Origin of the sequence: Nostoc sp. CENA543, from assembly GCF_002896875.1 — a bacterium.
In the GTDB taxonomy this organism is placed as follows: domain Bacteria; phylum Cyanobacteriota; class Cyanobacteriia; order Cyanobacteriales; family Nostocaceae; genus Trichormus.
The window spans coordinates 4053862-4074152 of record NZ_CP023278.1 but is presented as its reverse complement, the minus strand read 5'-3'; the positions used below and the strand labels follow the sequence as shown (position 1 = coordinate 4074152).

Here is a 20291-nt window from a genome sequence, read left to right as displayed (position 1 = left end):
TAATTAATTAATCAATGCTAAATTATTTAGGAAATGTGATTTTAAAAGATGTACCATTCAGACATTGTACAGTAACATTACCTTCTAATTGGTCAGTAGCTAAATCATGAACTAAAGAAAGACCCAAAGAATTAGTATTTTGCCAATCTAAATCTTCTGGCAAACCAATACCATTATCTTGAACGATCATCTCGATATTGTTGTCTATACTACATAAATCGATAGTGATTTTGCCAATTTCTTGTTCGTTAAAGGCATATTTAAGCGAATTTGATATAAGTTCGTTGATGATCAAACCACAGGCTATCGCCTGATCAATATTCATGTCAATGGGGCTAATATTAGTTTCTACGGTAACTCTCCCTGGAGCTATATGGTAGGAAATCAGAATACTAGTGACTAAATTTTCGATATATGCAGCAATATCAATCTGACCGATGTTTGTGGAAGTATATAAGTTCTTATGAACCATTGATATCGATTCAATTCGATTTTGGCTGTCTCTGAGAGTTTTAATTAACTCAGGTTCTTTGAGGTTTTGTGACTGCAACTGTAATAATCCAGAGACAATCTGCAAATTATTCTTCACTCGATGATGCACTTCTTTGAGCAAGACTTCTTTTTCTGCTAGAGCATTTCTTAAATTAATTTCAGCTTTTTGTCTTTCAGTTAATTCGTTGTGTGCTTGCTGAAATATACAAGATTGTTGAATAGCGATCGCAATGGGAACAGAAAGTTGATCAAGTAAATCTAGTTCGTGTGCTTCCCAGTTTCGCGGTGCAGAACATTGATGTGCTACTAATAACCCCCAAAGGCGAGAAGTCAGGTTTTCTTCCCCAAGTTCTAGTAATATGGGTACGACTAAATTGGCTTGGACTTGAAATTGTTCTAGTAAGTGAATGTGACACTCAGTTAATCCTGCTTCATAAATATTTGCGATCGCTCGTTTATGTCCTTGGTGATATCCTGCTCCTGCACCTTCCTGAAAACACGTATCTTGAATCTCTACACCCAAAGATACTTTCCAGCCAGGCTGTACTGATTCAGCCACAATCTGACCGCTCATATCCGCAGCAAACTGATAAACTATAACGCGATCAACTGCTAGTAAATCTCGTACTTCTTTGACTGTAGCCTGGAGAATTTCTTGCAGATTTAAGGATTTATGTATTGTTTGAGAAACAGTCCGCATGAGTTGTTCTCGTTCAGCTTGAGCTTTCAGTGTGCGTTCGGTTTGCTTGCGTTTTGTAATATCCTGTCCAATGGCAATAATTTGACCATTAGCTAGTCTGAGGTTTGTCCAAGAAGTATCTATGACTCGACCATCTGCTAATTTAGTTTTAAAATCATTCCAAGAACCGTCAGCAGCACGAATCACCTTAATTACAGACTGATAATATTCAGGGTCAGGGTATAATTCCGCTATGACATTACGTGTTTGGAAGTCCTCTAGTTTGAAGCCTAGCAAGTTTTCTAGTTCTTGATTGACCCATTCAATTCTCCCGTCTTCGTTCCCAATGGCAATCATTAGAGGCATCCGCGCAAAAATCCCTTGTAAAAATGAATTTTGTTCTTGCAATTTTGCTTCGGCATTTTTCCGCTCTGTGATGTCATAAAGTATAGTTAATATTGCATAGTCATTATTAAATTTTAAATATTGTAACGAGGCAATAGCCCAGAAAAATGTTCCATCTGACCGTTTAAATTGAATATCATAATTTACTAAAGAACCGTTTTGAGTCAAGGCTGCCAAAATCTTTTGCTGGTCATCTGCATTTTGATACAACTCAGAAATACAGCGATTAACTAAAGCTTCTGCTGTCAATCGAAACTTATAGATAAATTCTGAATTAGTATAGAGAATCAGACCGTCTACTACTCGTGAAATAATTAACGGTACAGGAATAGCTTCGATAATTCCTTTCAACTTGGCTTCAGTAAATCTTAGTGCCTTCTTAAGATTTATCCGGTCTTTAACAGCATTTATTTTTTCTTTATGGAACTCAATTTGCTGCATAACTTGATATGCCAATTTCTCTAAAATGCTGGGCATCTTATAGTTAAATTGGCGGGGAACAAAATCCATGATTGCTAAACAACCAATAGCAAATCCATCAGCATTAATTAAAGGAACACCTGCATAGAAGCGAACATGGGAATTAGACAAAATCAGGGAATTATTCCCAAATTGCTCATCTTGCAAAATATCTGGAATCATTAATAATTTTTTGCTAGCAACTATATGACTACCTAAGCTAATACTGCGTGGTATTTCCGATTCATTTATTCCCTGTTTCGATTTAAACCATTCGCGTTCAGCATCTATGAAACCAATCACAACAATTGGTGCGTCAAAAATCTCAGATGCTAGTTGCGCCAGATTATCAAAGACTTCTGCTGGTGGTGTGTCTAAAATCTCATAGGAATGTAATGATGTGAGCCGTTGGTTTTCATCATCTGGTAATAACATTATTTCTCGACTGATAGCTCTATGGAAATTTCGTTATATACTTCATCAAAAGTAACAATTATGTATATATAGGACTCATATTTGATCCCTGAAAAAAACTCAGTACACCTCTGTTACTTCTTTTCCCGTTCCCTGTTCCCTGTTAAGAGTTCTCTACCTACGCAAATAATTTCAATAATCAAGTCGGATTCCTATAGCAATCCGATGCAATTACTGAAACTATTGACAGAGTTAGGGAACAGAAAAATCTTTACAGGGAAAAAGAAGAAAGAAGTATACCGCTATACTTCTTTTCTTAATAAAGAAAACATGATTGATTCCTATATTAATCCACTTATGAAGTGTCTAAATATTATTGGAACATAAAGTAATGCTTGATTATATTGTGAATATACTGATGTGCTAACTATAAAGCATCACAATGCTTCATAAGTAACAATTAATCAAGTAATTTTTTATCGTAAATCAGAGGGTTTAAGACCCCTAAGTCTATACGTAGCATATTTTCAGTGGGGGTTGAAATCCCCGACTGAAAATGTCTTTAATTTTGAATTTTGAATTGTTAAGGACATTATTGCCAAAATAGAGATGATTGTTGCAATATCACCTTGTTTCTCTACAATATATTCTACGCATTCAGTAAAGCTCTACTGTTAGCGAAGCCTCTCGAAGAGAAGGCTTGACACTACCAATTCAAAATCCACAATGAAACACAGTAAATATTAACGGGGACGACCTAAAGTAGTGATATATAAGACAGCTTCATCATCAGGAATACCTAAAACTTCATTTACCTGATCATCAAAAAAACCACCAATACCACTGACACCTAAATTCAGGCGAATTGCGGCTAAATTGAGACGTTGGCCTAAGTGTCCAGCATCTAGATGTAAGTAACGATAAACGCGATCGCCATATTCGGCAATAGCTGATTTGAGGTCAGCCGTATGAAACACTACAGCTGCGGCATCTCGTCCTAATTCTTGTCCCAAACAGAGAAAATGTAACTCCCTGCGGAAGTTTTTAAACCGAATTTGCCTTAATTCTTGCGCTTTGGGTGCGTAGTAATAACAACCAGTTTCTAGTCCTTTGACACCACAAACAGCAATAAAAGTTTGAATTAAATTTAAGTCGAAATAATCAGGTGCAGGGTCAAGATTTTGGTTTATGTAATTTCGGGGTTGATAAGTGAAATCTAATAAAGCTTTGAGTTCATCGAGATTCAATTCTTCACCGTTGTAAGCACGAGTAGAACGGCGTTTATGAATGGTAATTTCTAAATTGGATAAATTATCACCCCAATCAATGGCGGTGGTAGCAGTGGGGACTTTGAGACAGAAAGGGAAATTATATTTATCTTCTAAAGATTTGGCTTGTTTAACTGTAGGTAAATTGAGTTTACCTGTAATACCTGGGGGAATTTGAGTGTGACTGTGAAAATATGCCAGTAGTTCCCCATCGGGAATATAAGGATAATTGGTTTCTGTTGCTGATGGCAGCGCAGTACATCCTGATGGTAAATTTTGCCGGATATCTAATAAATCTGCCAGAGGTAAGACAGCGATCGCACCTTCCTGTAATGGATCTACATAAAGTAAATCATTAACCGCTTCATCCACAAAACCACCAATCAAATGTGGACGATAGTCAGTAATTGACCCAGCTAATTCTATATTTCCTAACAAATGACCCGTATCTAGACAAATCCGTCGATAGGCTCTATCTTCATACCGCCAAGCCGAACGATAGAACACCGCCGTTACAATGATTGCCAATTGGGTACTTTCTAAAGCCGGATGCCAAAAACAAGCTTCTTGTAATGCTGGCCAAGGATCATTTTCCCAAAAGAGCTTTAATGAATGAGTACGACATTGATAGTTATACAACCCAGGTGCTAATAACGGTGTGCCACGGGAAACTAAATATACTTCCGCCGGATACAACCCCCCAGCACTAGGCGCAGAACGCAAATATACCGTATTTCCCAAAGAAGGCATTCTTGCGGTCAAGCCATAACTGCGAAACAACAAGCGGGAAATTCTTTGCCACCATTGAGTTTGAGGATCATGGACAAATGTTTCTGGAATTTCTTGGATGTAAGGTTTCAAGTCTATGTCAGAACCGATTCTGTACTCTTTAAAGGGTACTGGTTGTTTAGCCCAATCTAACCTTTGACTTTTGGCGGCAAGGGTTTCCGGTTCATATTTAGTACGCTCATGATAGTGTTGGGCAATGGATTGGTGTAGTTCTGGCATAGTGCTGGCAATACCCTTATGACATCCTTACTTTGATCTTGGCATTCATCAATCCCATTATTTCACTCTAATCACCAGTCAGGGACATGAAAAAACCCCTACTTTAGTGTAGGGGATTGGTAATTAGTCAACAGTAAATAGTTAACAGTTATTGTTGAAAGTCGCCGATATCTAAGTAAAATTGTCACCTTAGCTGTGTTCCTCCCCTCAGAAATACGGGAATTTCAGGGGATTTAAGGGTGCAAGTATATGACGCTCCCCAACCTAAAAAGACCGTGATATCGTCAGGAAAGCACTATATCAGGTGCGAATTGGAGTTGTTGAGCGTTCCTTTGTTTCCAACTAATCATTGAGAACTTTTGCAGTTGGTGAAGGGGTTGGATATAACTACTAAAAGCAGTCAGAACACCCCAAGATTGAAGGCAAGCTGATTTAATTTGTGAGGTGTGTCTGAAAATTTAAAATAACATTCCGCAATCAATTAATATACCAGGAATCTGACTTGATACCTGAATGTACTGGCTGAAACTTTTTCAGGGTGGATAATCAAGTTTCCAAATCACTGAGTAATCGCCGAATCAAAGCTGCATCTTCAGTTTCAGGAGTGTTAGTCAGATAATTTTGTAGGTCTGCTGTTGCTTGGGAGTAGTTGCCAAGTTGATAATTTAATAAACCGCGATCGCGCACTTCTGAAGCAGCATCAGGAAATAATAGCAAAATCCGTTCTACAACAGCCAAGCTTTTTTCTAATTGTTGTTGTCTCAAATAAATATATTTCAAATTAGCTAACATTCGAGCTAAGAATTGCCGCTTACTAACTGTAGCTAAAAATTCTGGGCGTAAAGGCACATTTTGCTGAAACATTTGATTGATTCTATCTTGACAATCTTGGGCAAACATCACCTCACCACGATTGAAAGCATCAACAAAAATCTCCATTTCTGGAATTGCCGGACGAATCAGAAAATGCCCCGGCATTCCTACACCTAACATGGGAAAATCAATGCGGCGGGCAATTTCTAAATAAACCAGAGCCATCGTAATTGGAATACCAGTCCGGCGGTCAATTACATCATTTAAAAAACTATTACAGGGGTCATAATAATTACTTTGATTTCCGAAGAATCCCAAATCATCATATAGATATTGATTGATAGTTTGAATAACTCGCAACGGATAACGGGAAGATGGCAAACGTTCTTGCACTTCCTCTGCCATCGTATCCAAAACATTTAAGTATTCTCCTATATCAATGTAAGGATATTCTTCTTTGGCAATATATAAAGCTGCCTTGGCTAAGTCAATATGCTCATCGGAATGCTGGATTTCTTGGTAAAAATATTGTCGAGGTAAAGAGAAGTTCATAAGCAACACCTGATTGGGTAAAAGGCAAAAGGCAAAAGGTAAAAGGCAAAAGCAAAAATAAAGAAAACAGATTCTTTTGCCTTTTTACTTTTTCTAGGACTGGGGACTGGAGAATAGAGAGTAAATGCTGGGCGTGATTTTTTTGATGGCTTTACATGGGTATTATGTGGGATTTTTACGTAATTTTTCACCCATCTAAAAGCTGATTCTCTACTGACTTAATCATCGGTTTTTGTCGCTGAAGCCACGGGTTGTCTATCTAATGAAGTTGCACCAGTGTCTAATGCTGGCTTCTGATTGAAGTTGAGAAAACGTTCAGTCATTGTCTTAATTACAATATACAAGATGGGAACAACAAACAAACTTAAGAAAGTAGCGATTAACATCCCACCAAATACGGCAGTTCCCAATGACTGGCGACTCCCTGCACCTGCACCTGTAGCTGTGGTTAAAGGAAAAATCCCGATGAGTGTAGAAAAAGCCGTCATCAAAATTGGGCGTAAACGTTCTTGGGATGCTTCAATTGCTGCTTTGGTGATACTTAGTCCTTGTTCACGTAATTGGTTGGCAAATTCCACAATCAAAATCGCGTTTTTACTAGCCAAACCAATCAACATCACTAAACCAATTTGACAGTAAACATCATTAGCAAAACCCCGCATTGATTGGGCTACCAAGGCACCAAAAATTGCCAGAGGTACAGCTAAAAGAATGATAATTGGGTCTATATAGTTTTCGTATTGGGCGGCGAGTACCAAAAATACAAATACTAGTCCCAAACCAAAAATTAGAGGTGCTAAACCACCAGATTCTTGTTCTTCTAAGGAAGTCCCAGACCATTCATAACCATAACCAGCAGGTAAAACTGCTTGGGCTGCTTCTTCCATTTTTTTAATTGCATCCCCAGAACTAAAACCAGGTGCAGCAGAACCGTTTATTTCAATGGCACGAAAGAGATTGTAGTGGTTAATCGTTTGCGCCCCCACAATATCGGTAACTTTGACTAAATTACCCAGAGGAATCATTTGATTAGTTTGCGATCGCACATACAATTGTTCGATATCTTTGGGGTTAGCGCGAAACTGTTGGTCTGCTTGCACATACACTCGATAGTTGCGCTGTTGCAAGTTAAAGTCATTCACATACTGAGAACCCAAAGCCGTCTGTAAGGTGCTGAAAATATCATCAATATCAACCTGCAAGGCTTTGGCTTTGTTGCGGTCTACTTCCACTAGTAACTGTGGTGTATTGGCAGCAAAGGTAGTAAATACAGCTTGTAATCCTTGTGTTTGATTGGCGCGTCCCAATAGTTGTCCCATTGTCTGCACCAAATTCTCTAAACCGCTATTGCCTCTGCGGTCTTGGAGTTGGAAGGTAAAACCGCCAAAGTTACCCAAACCTTGAATTCCAGGAGGGTTGACAGGAAAAACTCTGGCTTCAGGAATGGCAAAAAACTTACCTTGCAGTTTACCAATCATAGCTTGTACTGTTTGGTCGGGGCGGGGGCGTTCATCCCAAGGTTTTAAGGTGGTGAAGATAATCCCACTATTGGCTGTACTCCCACTAAAACCAAAACCACCAACTGCAAAAGTTCCTACTACTTCCGGTAGTTGCAAAATTTCTTTTTCTACCTTAGACATCACATCACTGGTGTATTGCAAAGATACCCCTTGTGGCCCTTGAATAATCGTGATGAAATAACCTTGGTCTTCATCGGGTAAAAAGGCTGTGGGAACTGTCATGTACAGCCAAGCTGTCATCCCCAAGGAAACAACGAATAGACCAATGATAATGCTTTTAATCCGCGTCAGGAAAGCGAGCGATCGCCGATAACCTCGTTGTACCCAATCCAAAAATCTATTAATTTGCTCAAAAATCCATCCCAGCCAGCCCGTCGGCCTTTGTCCTTGACGCAGTAGCAAAGCGCACAAAGAAGGTGTCAAAGTCAAAGCCAAAAATGTGGAAATGACAATAGAAAAGGCGATGGTTAAAGCAAATTGTCGATACAATGCGCCAGTTGTTCCCGGAAAGAACGCCACCGGCACAAACACCGCCATCAATACTAAGGAAGTAGCAATAACTGCACCAAACAATTCCGCCATCGATTCACTAGCGGCGCGACGGGGTTGAATACCTTTATCTTGAATAAAACGGCTAATTTGCTCCACTACCACAATCGCATCGTCTACCACCATCCCCGATGCTAATGTTAAACCGAACAAGGTCAAACTATTAATGGAAAAGTTAAAGACTTTGACAAAGGCAAATGTCCCCACCAAAGCCAAAGGAATCGTTAAAGCTGGAATTAAGGTAGTGCGCCAGTCCTGTAAGAAAACAAAAATCACCAGTACCACTAAAACTACAGCTTGTATCAAAGTTATTACTACTTCTGACAGGGATTCTTCAACAAAAACTGTAGTATCAAAAGCTACCTGATATTTCATGCCTGGCGGTAAACTCGGAGCCAATCGAGTCATTTCCGCTTTGACCCCCCTGGCTACATCCAAGGCGTTACTACCAGGGACTTGATAAATCCCCAAGCCTACTGCCTCTTTGCCCCGGAAACGCAAGAAGGTATTGTAATTTTCCGCCCCTAATTCGGCTCTACCGACATCTTTGAGTTTAACTAAAGTGCCATCACTCTCAGTTTTGATTACTAGTTCTTCAAACTCTGTGACATCTGTCAGTCGGCTAGCTGCGCGCACATCGAGTTGATATTGTTGTCCTTTGGGCGCAGGTTCTTGTCCAATTCTCCCTGCACCTACTTGCAAGTTTTGTTCTGACAAGGCACTGGTGACATCTGCTGTAGTTAAACCCCGACTGGCTAAACGATTAGGATCTAACCACAACCGCATAGCATAGCGACGTTCCCCAAAAATGCGGACATCACCCACACCTTTAACTCGTTTTAAGGCATCGGTTAAGTACAGGTCAGCGTAATTACTGAGAAATATGTTGTCATATTCCTGATTATCGGTGTACAAACCAATCGCCAACAAAATATTATTAGATTGCTTCGTGACTCGCACACCTGTACGCTGCACGACATCGGGTAATTGGGCTTCCGCCACAGACACACGATTTTGGACATCAACGGCCGCAATATCTTTATCTCGTGAGGAATCAAAAGTTACAGTGATGCTACTAGAACCGTCATTACTACTGCTGGAAGTAATATATTTAACTCCTTCCACGCCGTTAATTTGCCGTTCTAAGATATTTGTCACACCGCTTTCTACTACTTCTGCACTCGCGCCTGTGTAGTTAGCAGCAACGTTGATTTGTGTCGGACTAATATCTGGGAACCGGGCAATAGGTAAGGTGGGAATACTGATAAGTCCCACTAGCAAAATAATTAACGCACAGACTGTAGAAAAGACTGGTCGCTTGATGAAGAAATCGACGAACATATATGGGGATTGGGGATTGGGGATTGGGAAGATGGGGATTGGGAAGATGGGGAGTGTGGGGAGTGTGGGGAGTGTGGGGAGTGTGGGGGGAAAGATTTCTTCCCTATCCTCCCACACCTCCCACCCCTCCCACACTTCCTGCTCCCCTGCCCTTGAAAGCCTCTACTCTGGAATAATGGGTGCGCCGTTACTGAGGTTGAGTATGCCGGAAACTACGATTTTGTCGCCGGGTTTTAGCCCTTCTAGGACTTGATAATTGTTGCCTTCAATCGCTCCTAATTTCACCGATTTTTGGCTGGCTACTAAAGACGCGCCTCCTGGTTGGGGCTTTTCTGGCGGTTGGGCGACAAAGACAAAGCTTTCTCCACCCAGACGAGATACGGCGGTGACGGGAATTAATACCCCTGGACGTTCACCCCAAATTACTCTCGCTTGCACTAGTTGGCGATTGAGTAGTTGTCCTGTACCGTTGCTAAAGGTGGCTTTTGCCAAGACTGTTTGAGAATTGGAATTGGCGTTGGGTTCGATGAAACTAATTCTCCCTGTGGCGGTGGGTTCGCCTTGGGCGTTTAACATCTGTACAGTTAACCCTGTTCGCAGTTGTGCTGCTTGGTTGAGGGGAATGGAAATATTTAGTTCTAAAGCACTGTTTCTAGTCAGTGTGGTGAGTTGATCGCCTTTGCTGACAAAGCTACCCACGCGCACAGGAATATCACCGACAATTCCCGTAAACGGTGCGAGAACGCTGGTATAACGTACTTGGACTTCGGCAGCTTTGACTTGGGCGGCGGCTTGGGTAACTTGCGATCGCGCTTGGGCAATTTCTTCGGGACGTGCGCCGTTTTCTAGTTGTCTGAGGTTTTGTCTTTGCTGTTCTAGGGCGGCGGTGAGTTCAGTAATGTCAGAACGGCGGCTTTTGCGTAATTGTTCTAATCTGCGTTGGGCTTCTTGTAAGCTAGCTTCCGCGCTACGTTGTTCTTTTAAATATGAATCTAAGGTGTCTTGAGAAACTGCACCTTCTTTTCTCAGTTGTTCGTATCGCTTGGCTCTGGATTTCGCTAAGTCTAATTCCGATTGGGCTGATTCAATTTGTGCTTCGGCTTGAGCAATTTCCTCTGGACGCGCTCCGGCTTGGGCATCTGCTAATCTGGCTTGGGCTTGGGCTACTTGCGCTCTGGCTTGGGCGATTTCTTCTGTGCGAGTACCAGCTTTGAGTTCTGCAAGGCGGGCGCGGCTTTGTTCTAGGGATGCTTTGGCTTGTAATAACTGCGCTTGAGCATTATCACTTTCCAGACGAATCACAGCTTGTCCTTCCTGGACGCGATCGCCTTCTCTGACTAAAATCTGACTAACTCTACCTTCAATTTCTGGAGAAAGTACCACTGAGCGCGGTGCTTCTAAACTCCCGACAAATACGGAGCTTTCCTGTAAATTTCCTGCCTCCACTTCCGCCACTTTTACCGGAACTCCCATCGGTTTACCGGCTGCTGTTGCTGATTGTCTATTAGCTGCAATGCTACTTTGCCACCATCTCCAGCCGAAACCACCACCCAAAATCAGCAAAATCACCCCCACAATTACAGGCCAACGCGGCTTCTGTCCAGGAGAATTTGAGGGAGATTGATTTTCTGATGAGGGACTGTCAGATTTTTCAGTGCCTTGGGTATCTTGTGTGTCTACTGGCACAGAGGAATGAGAGTGTTCTTCATGAGACATATATTGTTACTAGTCCTTCAATCTGAGCTAGAAAAATTACGGTAATATCTTCTGTTAAGGTGAATCTTTAAAAACTCTACTGATGATTAATATTTGTCGCAGCAATCTATGATTTTAGGTTGATACATAGTGGTAAATCTAGAATGAACTTGTCATTTTTCCCTATATCTCTAAGCTACTGAGCAATATCTGCACACAGGTTTCAATGTAACAAGCACGACTATAACCTAATGTACCAGTCGCATGACCTCGGCGTAACATTCCGTACAATAGCATTCCAGTAAAACTATCGACAGCAGCCCGCAAATCTACATCTGTACGTACTTTTCCCTTATTCTGAGCTTTTTTGAGATAGGTAACTAGTTGTTCTCGCAAAGCTTGGTCTGCATCGTATAAAATTTGACGAGCTACTTCTGGATTGCGTTTAGCCTCTCCAATAAATGTCCGAATCAGAGCTTCGTGTTCTTCCATCATGCGATTACACAACCGCGCATAATGTCTCAAGTCAATCTGTAAATCCTGAGTCCATTCATCCTGATAAGCCAACATTTGTGCCTGTAAAGCCATAGCTTGCTGAATCACAGCCGCTAAAAGTTGCTCCTTAGTTTGAAAATGGCGAAACAAAGTAACTTCATTGACTCCTGCTACCCGCGCAATTTCTCTGGTAGTAGCTCCAGTTAACCCTGCATCAGCGAATACTTCAGTTGCCGCCTTGATTAACCGTGAGCGAGTGTGCGCTGTTCTTGACATTAAATGATTCATGACATTTATGCAAGCACTTGCTTACAATTGCAAGTAATTGCTTGCATTATATACACATGATTGTAGAATTTGTATCAATTAAGCAAATTAAAGATAAAAATAGCTAAATTTTTGATACGTGTTCACCCTGCGAATTTTAGATTTTAGATTTTGAATTTTGGATTGAGTCTAAAATTGCTTGACTAGGGGACTTCCAATTAAAAAAATATACTATCACTTTGATGGCAAGGGGGCAGGGGGCAGGGAGCAGGGGGAAAGACAGTTGTTTTGAAGAATATAAATTTGGATAGTTTATTTTCTGGAAGTCCCTAATGACTAATGACTAATGACTAATGACTAATGACTATTGACTAATGACTAATGACTAATGACTAATGACTATTGACTATTGACTATTGACCATTGACCAAATATATCGTCCGTAATAATTCTGGTAGAGTGTAGGGCTTGGGTAAAAACGCTTGGACACCAGAACTAGCCACTTCAGCTAGTTTATCGCTGGATAATAATCCACTAGAGGCAATAATTTTAGCAGTAGGGTTGATTTTTTGTAGTGTGTGGATGGTTGTAATGCCGTCCATATCTGGCATGACCATATCTACTAGTATCACACTAATCTCGGTTTTGTGCTGAATATATACAGCGATCGCATCAACACCATTATTAGCTGTTAACACCCGATAGTTATGATTCAACAGCAATGCTTTCGCCATTTCTCGAATTGATTGTTCATCATCTACCACTAAAATTAATTCCCCATTACCTTTGGGGATATCTTGAGCGGCTGGAGGTTGTGATTGTTGACCGGTGACGGCTGGTAGGTATACCTGAAATTGACTACCCTTCCCTACTGTAGTTTCGACATTGATAAATCCGCCATGACTTCTGATGATACCAATTACCGTTGATAATCCTAATCCGGTTCCCTTACCGATTTCTTTGGTAGTAAAAAATGGCTCAAACATTCTCTCTAGTATCTCAGGAGGAATACCCATACCTGTATCTGTGACAGCTAGCATCACATAACAACCCACTTCGGCTTCTGGATATTTCTGCACAGATAATTCATCGATGAAAATATTTGCTCCCACGATTCGCAAACAACCACCGTTAGGCATAGCATCACGAGCATTAATGCACAAGTTCATGATCACTTGGTTGAGTTGCGTGGCATCAGCACTGATTGTCCATAGTTCTGGGGCGATATTCGTGGAAAATTCTATACCTTTAGGAAATGTCTGCTGAATGATGTGCTGGATTTCTGAAACTATGTGCTTGACCTGAATAATCATGCGTTTTCCTGATACACCCCTGGAAAACGACAATACTTGTTTGATTAATGCTGCTCCTCGCTTGACGTTGCTATCGAGCATTTTGACTAATTGTCGGCTTTGTTGATCAGATAATTTTTTTTCTAATAAGTCTAATGACATGGATATGGGAGAAAGCACATTATTTAAGTCATGGGCAATACCACTAGCTAACGTACCGATACTTTCTAGCCTTTGGGCGCGGAGAAATTGTTGTTCGATTTGTTTTTTCTCTGTAATGTCGGTATTGGTGACTAAAATGGATTTTGGCTGTCCTTGATCATCACGAACGAGAGTCCAACGACTAGCAACGGTGATTTTTCTACCGTCTTGGGTGACTTGATGCAGTTCACCTTGCCAAGCACCTTGGTGAGTCAGTGCAGGTTGAATTTCTTTGGCTAGCAGTGGGGTTTCATCTGGGTGAAATAAGAGTTGGATGGCATTTTGGCCGATCGCAGTTTCGGCTGTCCAACCGTATAAACGTTTAGCACTTTCATTCCAAAATGAAATGCGATTTTCTAAATCCTGGACGAAAATCGCGTCAGTGGAAATATCAATTAAGGTAGCCTGTTCCCGAATTTTTGCGTCTGCTTGCTTGCGTTCGGTGATATCTTCTGCAATTCCAGCATAGCGATAGATGTTCCCTTTGGTGTCGCGGATGGGAAAACTGCGATCGCGTATCCAGCGAATTTCACCATCTGGGCGAACAATACGATACTCTAGCTCAAAGTTATCTTGGGAATTGACGATGACGGTCTGGATTTTATCTAAATCTTCTGGATGGACAAAATTAAAAAAGGATTGAGGATTCTCAAATATATCGGTGGCAGAGCCTCCAAAGATGCGAGTATAAGCTTGACTGATATACAATACCTGAAACTGATCACTGGCTCTCATCCAGAAGATCGCATCAATATTTTCTGCTAGCTGACGGAAGCGTTCTTCACTTTCTTTGAGGGCGATTTCTACTTGTTTGCGCTCGGTAATATCTTGCATAGCGCAGAGTGCATAGACTGTCTGCCCTTGATCATTATAAATTGGTGTACTGGCTACTTCGAGGGCGATCGCACGATTACCTTGCACTAAAACCATATCATCGACTGTTAATGTTTCTCCCGCTAAAGCGCGGACAATTGGCAGTTCGGCTGTGGGATAAGGTTGTTCAGTTGAGCCTCGATACAGGTGATAAGCTTGGGAAATTTCCGCAATTGTGGCTGCTCGCGCGCTGTCATCACCAGCTAGTCGCGCGGCAATAGAATTGGCGTAGACAATTTTGCCAGTTGTGTCGTGCAGAGCTACACCAATGGGAAGAGCTTTTAATATTTGCGCTAGTTGATTTTCCCGTTCTTTAATTTGGGTGTACAGTTGGGCATGAGCTAGAGCGATCGCTGTTTGTCCTGATAAAGTTTCTACCAGTGCTAAGTGGTACCCACTAAAAGGTTTGTTTTCCTGTTTCTCTAAATAAAGTATGCCTTCGAGTTGCCCTTGGTTAACTAGTGGTACACACAGCAGAGATTGGGATTGATGATATTGAATGTCAGCAATGGTTGTAAATGTATCTATGGGAGTTACATTATTTAAAACAATACTTGTCTGCGTTTGGGCTACTTGATGGATAATACTTTGAGATAAATAATTAGCAATTGGCAGAGACTGCAATAGACTGTTAATGCTAATTTCTCCTAATTGTAACTGCCCAGCCGCTTCTATCACCCATTCCCCATCTTTCTCCATCACTAAAAAGCCAAAGTCCGCCTCAGTATGCTCCATAAATATGTAGATTAAGTTCGGGAGTAAGTCAGACAGCACAAGTTCACCTGCAATTGCTTGTGATAGTTGTACTACTGTAGTGATATCTAAGGCAGACTCTTGGTAACTATTGACACTCATAGTGCAGGAAACAAGGAACAGGTTTACTGGTCAATAACTCTTTTTTGAACATTTTGCCTCATTTACCTGTAATTTGCCTGAATTCCCTCCTGCAAACTCTCTTTGAGGGATTTTCTACTCTAATAGCGATCGCATTTACAGGTAAGAGCTTTTCTCTATCAATATATGAATTATTTATAAATTAATACGGATGACAAGCGATAGCTGATGCAATGAAAGTTGAGGATATCTTTGTTTCCGGCTTTTTGTCAATTGATCAGCATTTGTGCCTAATTCAGATCCATCATCCGCTTGAAAGTCTCTTGGTATGAGTAATCAGACTCGATTATTTGGTTCGAGAAATTAGTTAAGGGGATAGATGACACTTGCTAGCTGCAATGCACCTACCCCCAAATAGCTGCCCAGATGAAGAACCTGGAACCCTATAATCTGGTATCTAATCAATCTAGTATCAGCCGTTATATGTTGATTGTCATTGGGATAGATACGGATTTACAAGATATTTGTGAACAATTCCTACTGAATATTTTTAGGGATGCTAGATCCACTCCACCTACTAAGCTGTTAAGCATATAAGAAAGCACATTGAGGCCGCAGAGGGGCAGGGGGCAGGAGGCAGGGGAGAGGGTTTACAGCTTTTGTCAGTATGAAAAGGATGCAATTTAAATGACGATTAGCTTACGAGTCGTGATGCGTAAAGCCCCAAGCACAAGGTACAAAACCAACAAAGTTTTGTGTCTTGTGCGTCTTTTAAGTGGGGGATATAAGCGAATGGGACAAATTTATTTGTCCGCGAAAAATGATACAATCGAAATTGTCCACAACACAGGCAGAGTCTCGCCGCAAGGGAGGAACCTGTCTCGTAATGGGTGGCAAAATATTGTTTCGCCGTCGGGCAGTCGGTGTATGCTTGCTGTTAGCGTAGCGGCGCGTTAGCGCGGGTAAAGTAATCTGGGATGTTGCTGTATGGATTCGTCCTTTGGGTATCTTGGATCTCCCGATGAAGCAAGAATCCCCCGTTTTTTAAACTGGGGAGTGTCAAAACGAGGTAAACCCTAATTTCTCGGTCTGAGTCGTTCCCGCCAAGAGGGTGTGGGGGCTGAAGAGTTCGCTGGGGCTGAGGAGTTTCCAGAATTTTGGGGTGTAGAGGAACCTGATTCTGATGTCCTCCTGCGCCGGACTCTTACGGGAGTAACTGTGTTGCTACTGGTATCACTAGCAGTTGTTTCTCGTCTTGGACGATTGCGCCGCCTTCTTCTGGACGACTCGGAAGATGAGTTATCATCTGTTTGTTGATAGCTGTTTCTGCGTCTTCTCGATGTTCTAGTTTCCTGTTGGTCTTGTTCTTCGCTAGTTTCTAGAGGACGATTAGAGATTTTTCTCCCTTTAATCGGTTGAGCTTTGATACTACCTTTACGACCTTCTAGTTTCGGTCTTTCGGGAAACTTTTCTATCGGCATTCCCTCCACCGCCACTTCCATAAATTCGTGCCAAGCGTAAGCTGCGCTACCGCTACTCCCATAGGTGGGGCGATTGTTATCGTTACCTAGCCACACCCCTGCAACTACTTGGGGAATGTAACCAATAAACCATAAATCACGGGCTTCATCGGATGTACCTGTTTTACCTGCGACTGGGCGATTATCTAATTGAGCTGCTGCACCTGTCCCGGCTTCCACAACGTTGCGTAACATCCAAGTCATAATGGCTGAACTGGTGGGGTCAAGGACACGTTTTGGTTGAGCATCTACTGACCAAATAACTTCACCTTTGCGGTCGAGGATGCGACGAATACCATGTGGCTCTGTATGTAGTCCTTGGGTAGCAAAAGTACCATAAGCACTAGTTAATTCTAACAGGTTAACTTCATTAGAGCCAAGGGCGAGGGAGTAGTGAGGTAGCAGCTTGGATTTAATTCCCATGTTGTGGGCTAGGTTGATAGTTGGTTCAAAACCAACATCTAGTAAAACTTTCAGAGCCACTACATTCACAGAACGGGTGAGCGCATCGCGCATATTCATCTCACCCCGAAAAGTTTCACTATAGTTTTTGGGTTCGTAGCCGTCAATGACAAAAGGTGCATCTACATAAGTATCGTAGGGGCTTTTGCCTGTGGCGATCGCGGTGGCGTAAACAAAGCCTTTAAAGGTTGAGCCTGGTTGACGTTGGGCTTGGGTGACGCGATTAAATTGGTATTTACCAAAGTCTTTACCCCCCACCATCGCCTGAATTTCGCCGTTACGGGGATCGATAGCGACTAAGGCGGCTTGTTTAAAGTTTTGCCATCTACCTTGATTTTGTAAGGTTTTGGTAACGGCGGCTTCGGCGGCTTTTTGCCATTTGGGATTCAAAGTTGTTTCCACAATTAAACCCCCTTTGGTTAACACATCGGGGGCAACGTGTTTGGGTAATTCTTGTAAAATATAGCTGCTAAAATATGGAGCTTCTAACTGTAAGCGTTTTGGTAAACTGGTTTGCAGTTTAATTGGTTCTTGGATGGCGGCTTGTTTTTCCGTAGCGGTGATAAAGCCTTCCTCCTCCATCCTCTGTAAGACTAAATCCCGCCGTTGCTTGGCGGCTGTGGGGTTAGTGGCTGGGGAATAAGCACTAGGGGCGGGGGCGAGTCCGGCAATGGTGGCAATCTCTGGTAGGGTGAGTTTATCCACTGGTTTACTAAAGTACACCCAGGAAGCATCAGCTACACCATAAGCCCCTGAACCCAAGTACACTAAATTTAAATAGCGTTCTAAAATTTGGTCTTTAGTTAACTCTTGTTCGAGTTTGTGGGCGAGGCGGACTTCTTTAAGTTTGCGCCAAATTGTCTTTTCTTGCTTGAGGAAGAGAATCCGCGCTAGCTGTTGGGTAATGGTGCTACCACCTTCAACAACATTTTGCGATCGCAAATTATTGACAACTGCTCTCAAAATCCCTTGGGTATCAACACCACCGTGTTGCTGAAATCTTCTATCCTCAATGGCAATAAAGGCTTTTTGGAGGTTATCGGGTATTTGTTCTAGTTTGAGAGCTTCTCGTGTTGCTTCCCCTTGCTGTTGTAAGATGCTACCATCAACCGCCTTAATCGTTAATGTTTGCTCGCGGACGACTGTTTGCAGTTCTGACTTGTCCGGCAAGGAACGATCTATGGTGGAAATTAAGTAGCTAAAAGCGACAATCCCACCTCCTATACTCAAGCCAGTCCAAAACCACACCCGCCGATAAATCGGTCGCTCGCGTCCAGTGACGTTTCTCAATATTCCCACAGTCGCTGTACCCATCTGGTGGAATATTTGTCTAACTTTCGCTGACTTCGTTTGTGGTAATCGCTCATTGGTCGATTCTTCGTTTTTGAATTGATTACCGGGCGACAAGCGTAGTTCCTCCTTATCTTGAGTCACTGAAAATGCGGCTAATTGCTTGAACCAGGAGGTAAGCTTCTCCACATTAGTTCTTCGCCAAATTATGTAGTTATCCGCTAAATACTAAGCAATAGTTTTTTTTGGGCGCACTACATCCGTGTTAGTATAGTATCCCATAAAGAATTCACTGAATTCATTGCTACATAAAAATGTTTTTTTATAGCCATTGAAAATCATTTAAGCATCCAGAATTAATGTCTGAAAGAGGGAATTTTACTTGGTAATATACCAATCAACCTAGATGGCTTAGGGATATTAATTATACTTATTGCTCCACTAATCAAGCAGTAGCAACTCTGGATACAGACCTTGGAATTCTCTAAGAGCAAATCTGGTTTAGTAAATATTAATACATCTGTTTTAATTAAATTCTTTTAAAAAAAACACTATCAAAAGTATTAGAAAAAATTGAGTGAAAAATGTGTTAGTCCACAAAAGTGCGATCGCACTCGGTAGTAATATAGGTGATTCCCTGACAAATTTAGCAGCAGCCATTGCAGAATTAGCCACAATTGCTGGTATTGAGTTAATAGCTCAATCCAGTTGGTATAGAACTAAAGCAGTAGGGCCGCCACAACCAGATTACATCAATGGTTGTATTATTTTGCAAGTTACCATGACTCCGCAGCAATTAATTGCCACATTACTAGCCACAGAACAAAAATTTGGGCGTGTGCGTCAAGAACGTTGGGGGCCGCGATCGCTGGATTTAGATATACTGCTATACGATGACCTAATTATTAATGCACCGAATCTTCAGATCCCCCACCCCCGAATGCACGAGCGAGCCTTTGTCCTTGTGCCTTTAACAGAAATCGCCCCCGACTGGCTAGAGCCAGTTTCCGGATTAACCGTGGCAGAACTTGTAAAAAAAGTAGACTGTTCTGATGTACATTTGTTAAAGGGCAGTTAAAGTGACCATTCAATCAACGCAAAAAACACTGGCATAAATGCCAACATAGTTATTTTTGCGTAGTTACACACAACACAATCTTAGATATGCCATTAGGTAGAGAATTACCACAGCTATTAAAGCAACGCCTATTTTACAAGGGACGCAAGTTTGATTTTGAAGTAAATCGCCTGCGTTTACCCAACAAATCCGAAGGCGAATGGGAGTGCATTCGTCACCCCGGCGGTGCTTTAGCTGTGCCTGTGACTGCGGAAGGTAAACTCATCCTTGTACGCCAATATCGCTTTGCCATTCAAGGTAGGATACTAGAATTTCCCGCCGGGACAGTAGAACCCAACGAAGATCCTTTAGAAACAGTAACGCGCGAAATTCAAGAAGAAACTGGTTACAGCGCGCAAAAATGGGATAAATTAGGCGAATTTTTCCTAGCACCAGGCTATTCCGATGAAATTATCTACGCCTACCTAGCCAGAGATTTAGAAAAGCTGGAAAACCCACCAGCACAAGAAGCTGATGAAGATATAGAGATTGTATTTTTCACGCCAGAAGCTTTTGAAAAAGCCATTTTAGAAGGCGAACCAGTGGATGCTAAAACAGTTTCCAGCTTTTTCTTAGCGCGTCCATTTTTAGTTTAAGTAAGAGCGAGCGTAGTTTTTCAGAACCTCATATACTTCATCATCTGTTTCATGTCTAACTTGCAGATTTTAGATTTACGAAAAAAACTTCATCGGTTGTCTATGTTTGCAAGTTAGCTAGGAAACATCTGACTACTTTAGTGATTTAC

Annotated in this window: 11 protein-coding genes; 3 read left to right on the top strand and 8 right to left on the bottom strand. The window is 41.7% G+C overall.

Annotated features, from left to right (window positions below; translation table 11 throughout):
* Positions 1–22: 22 nt before the first annotated feature.
* The 7 genes from CLI64_RS16840 to CLI64_RS16810 all read right to left on the bottom strand — a co-directional run bounded on the left by CLI64_RS16840 (position 23) and on the right by CLI64_RS16810 (position 15178).
* On the bottom strand, positions 23–2470 hold the full coding sequence (locus CLI64_RS16840) for a GAF domain-containing protein (protein ID WP_103138286.1): 2448 nt from the start codon (positions 2468–2470) through the stop codon (positions 23–25).
* Between the two features lie 722 nt (positions 2471–3192).
* Positions 3193–4725 carry a SagB/ThcOx family dehydrogenase gene (locus CLI64_RS16835; protein WP_103138285.1) on the bottom strand — a complete coding sequence of 511 codons (1533 nt, stop codon included), beginning with the start codon at positions 4723–4725 and terminating at the stop codon, positions 3193–3195.
* A 546-nt stretch (positions 4726–5271) separates the two neighbouring features.
* Entirely contained in the window at positions 5272–6090 is an 819-nt protein-coding gene (locus CLI64_RS16830; protein WP_192881552.1) for a SirB1 family protein, read from the bottom strand.
* A 218-nt stretch (positions 6091–6308) separates the two neighbouring features.
* Complete coding sequence (locus CLI64_RS16825) at positions 6309–9500, bottom strand: efflux RND transporter permease subunit (protein ID WP_103138283.1); 3192 nt, start codon at positions 9498–9500, stop codon at positions 6309–6311.
* A gap of 162 nt (positions 9501–9662) precedes the next feature.
* The gene (locus CLI64_RS16820) at positions 9663–11216 is read right to left on the bottom strand and encodes an efflux RND transporter periplasmic adaptor subunit (protein ID WP_103138282.1); all 1554 of its coding nucleotides are present in this window, start codon (positions 11214–11216) and stop codon (positions 9663–9665) included.
* A 162-nt stretch (positions 11217–11378) separates the two neighbouring features.
* Entirely contained in the window at positions 11379–11966 is a 588-nt protein-coding gene (locus tag CLI64_RS16815; RefSeq protein WP_225977371.1) for a TetR/AcrR family transcriptional regulator, read from the bottom strand.
* A 404-nt stretch (positions 11967–12370) separates the two neighbouring features.
* Positions 12371–15178 (bottom strand): PAS domain S-box protein, encoded by a 2808-nt coding sequence (locus CLI64_RS16810; protein WP_103138280.1) that lies wholly within the window; start codon positions 15176–15178, stop codon positions 12371–12373.
* Positions 15179–15583: 405 nt separating this feature from the next.
* Here CLI64_RS16810 and CLI64_RS31610 point away from each other — a divergent pair, with 405 nt between their 5' ends.
* Positions 15584–15754, top strand: coding sequence for a hypothetical protein (locus CLI64_RS31610; RefSeq protein ID WP_225977370.1), 171 nt, complete (start codon positions 15584–15586; stop codon positions 15752–15754).
* 479 nt (positions 15755–16233) lie between these two features.
* Here the strand turns inward: CLI64_RS31610 and CLI64_RS16805 are convergent, their stop codons facing one another.
* A complete protein-coding gene (locus tag CLI64_RS16805) occupies positions 16234–18618 on the bottom strand; it encodes a transglycosylase domain-containing protein (protein ID WP_374703940.1) in 2385 nt (794 codons plus the stop codon).
* 397 nt (positions 18619–19015) lie between these two features.
* Here CLI64_RS16805 and folK point away from each other — a divergent pair, with 397 nt between their 5' ends.
* Both folK and CLI64_RS16795 read left to right on the top strand, forming a co-directional pair.
* Positions 19016–19507: a 2-amino-4-hydroxy-6-hydroxymethyldihydropteridine diphosphokinase gene (gene folK, locus CLI64_RS16800; RefSeq protein WP_225977369.1), complete on the top strand. Its 492-nt coding sequence runs from the start codon at positions 19016–19018 to the stop codon at positions 19505–19507.
* Between the two features lie 86 nt (positions 19508–19593).
* Positions 19594–20142 (top strand): NUDIX hydrolase, encoded by a 549-nt coding sequence (locus CLI64_RS16795; protein WP_103138278.1) that lies wholly within the window; start codon positions 19594–19596, stop codon positions 20140–20142.
* Positions 20143–20291 lie beyond the last annotated feature (149 nt).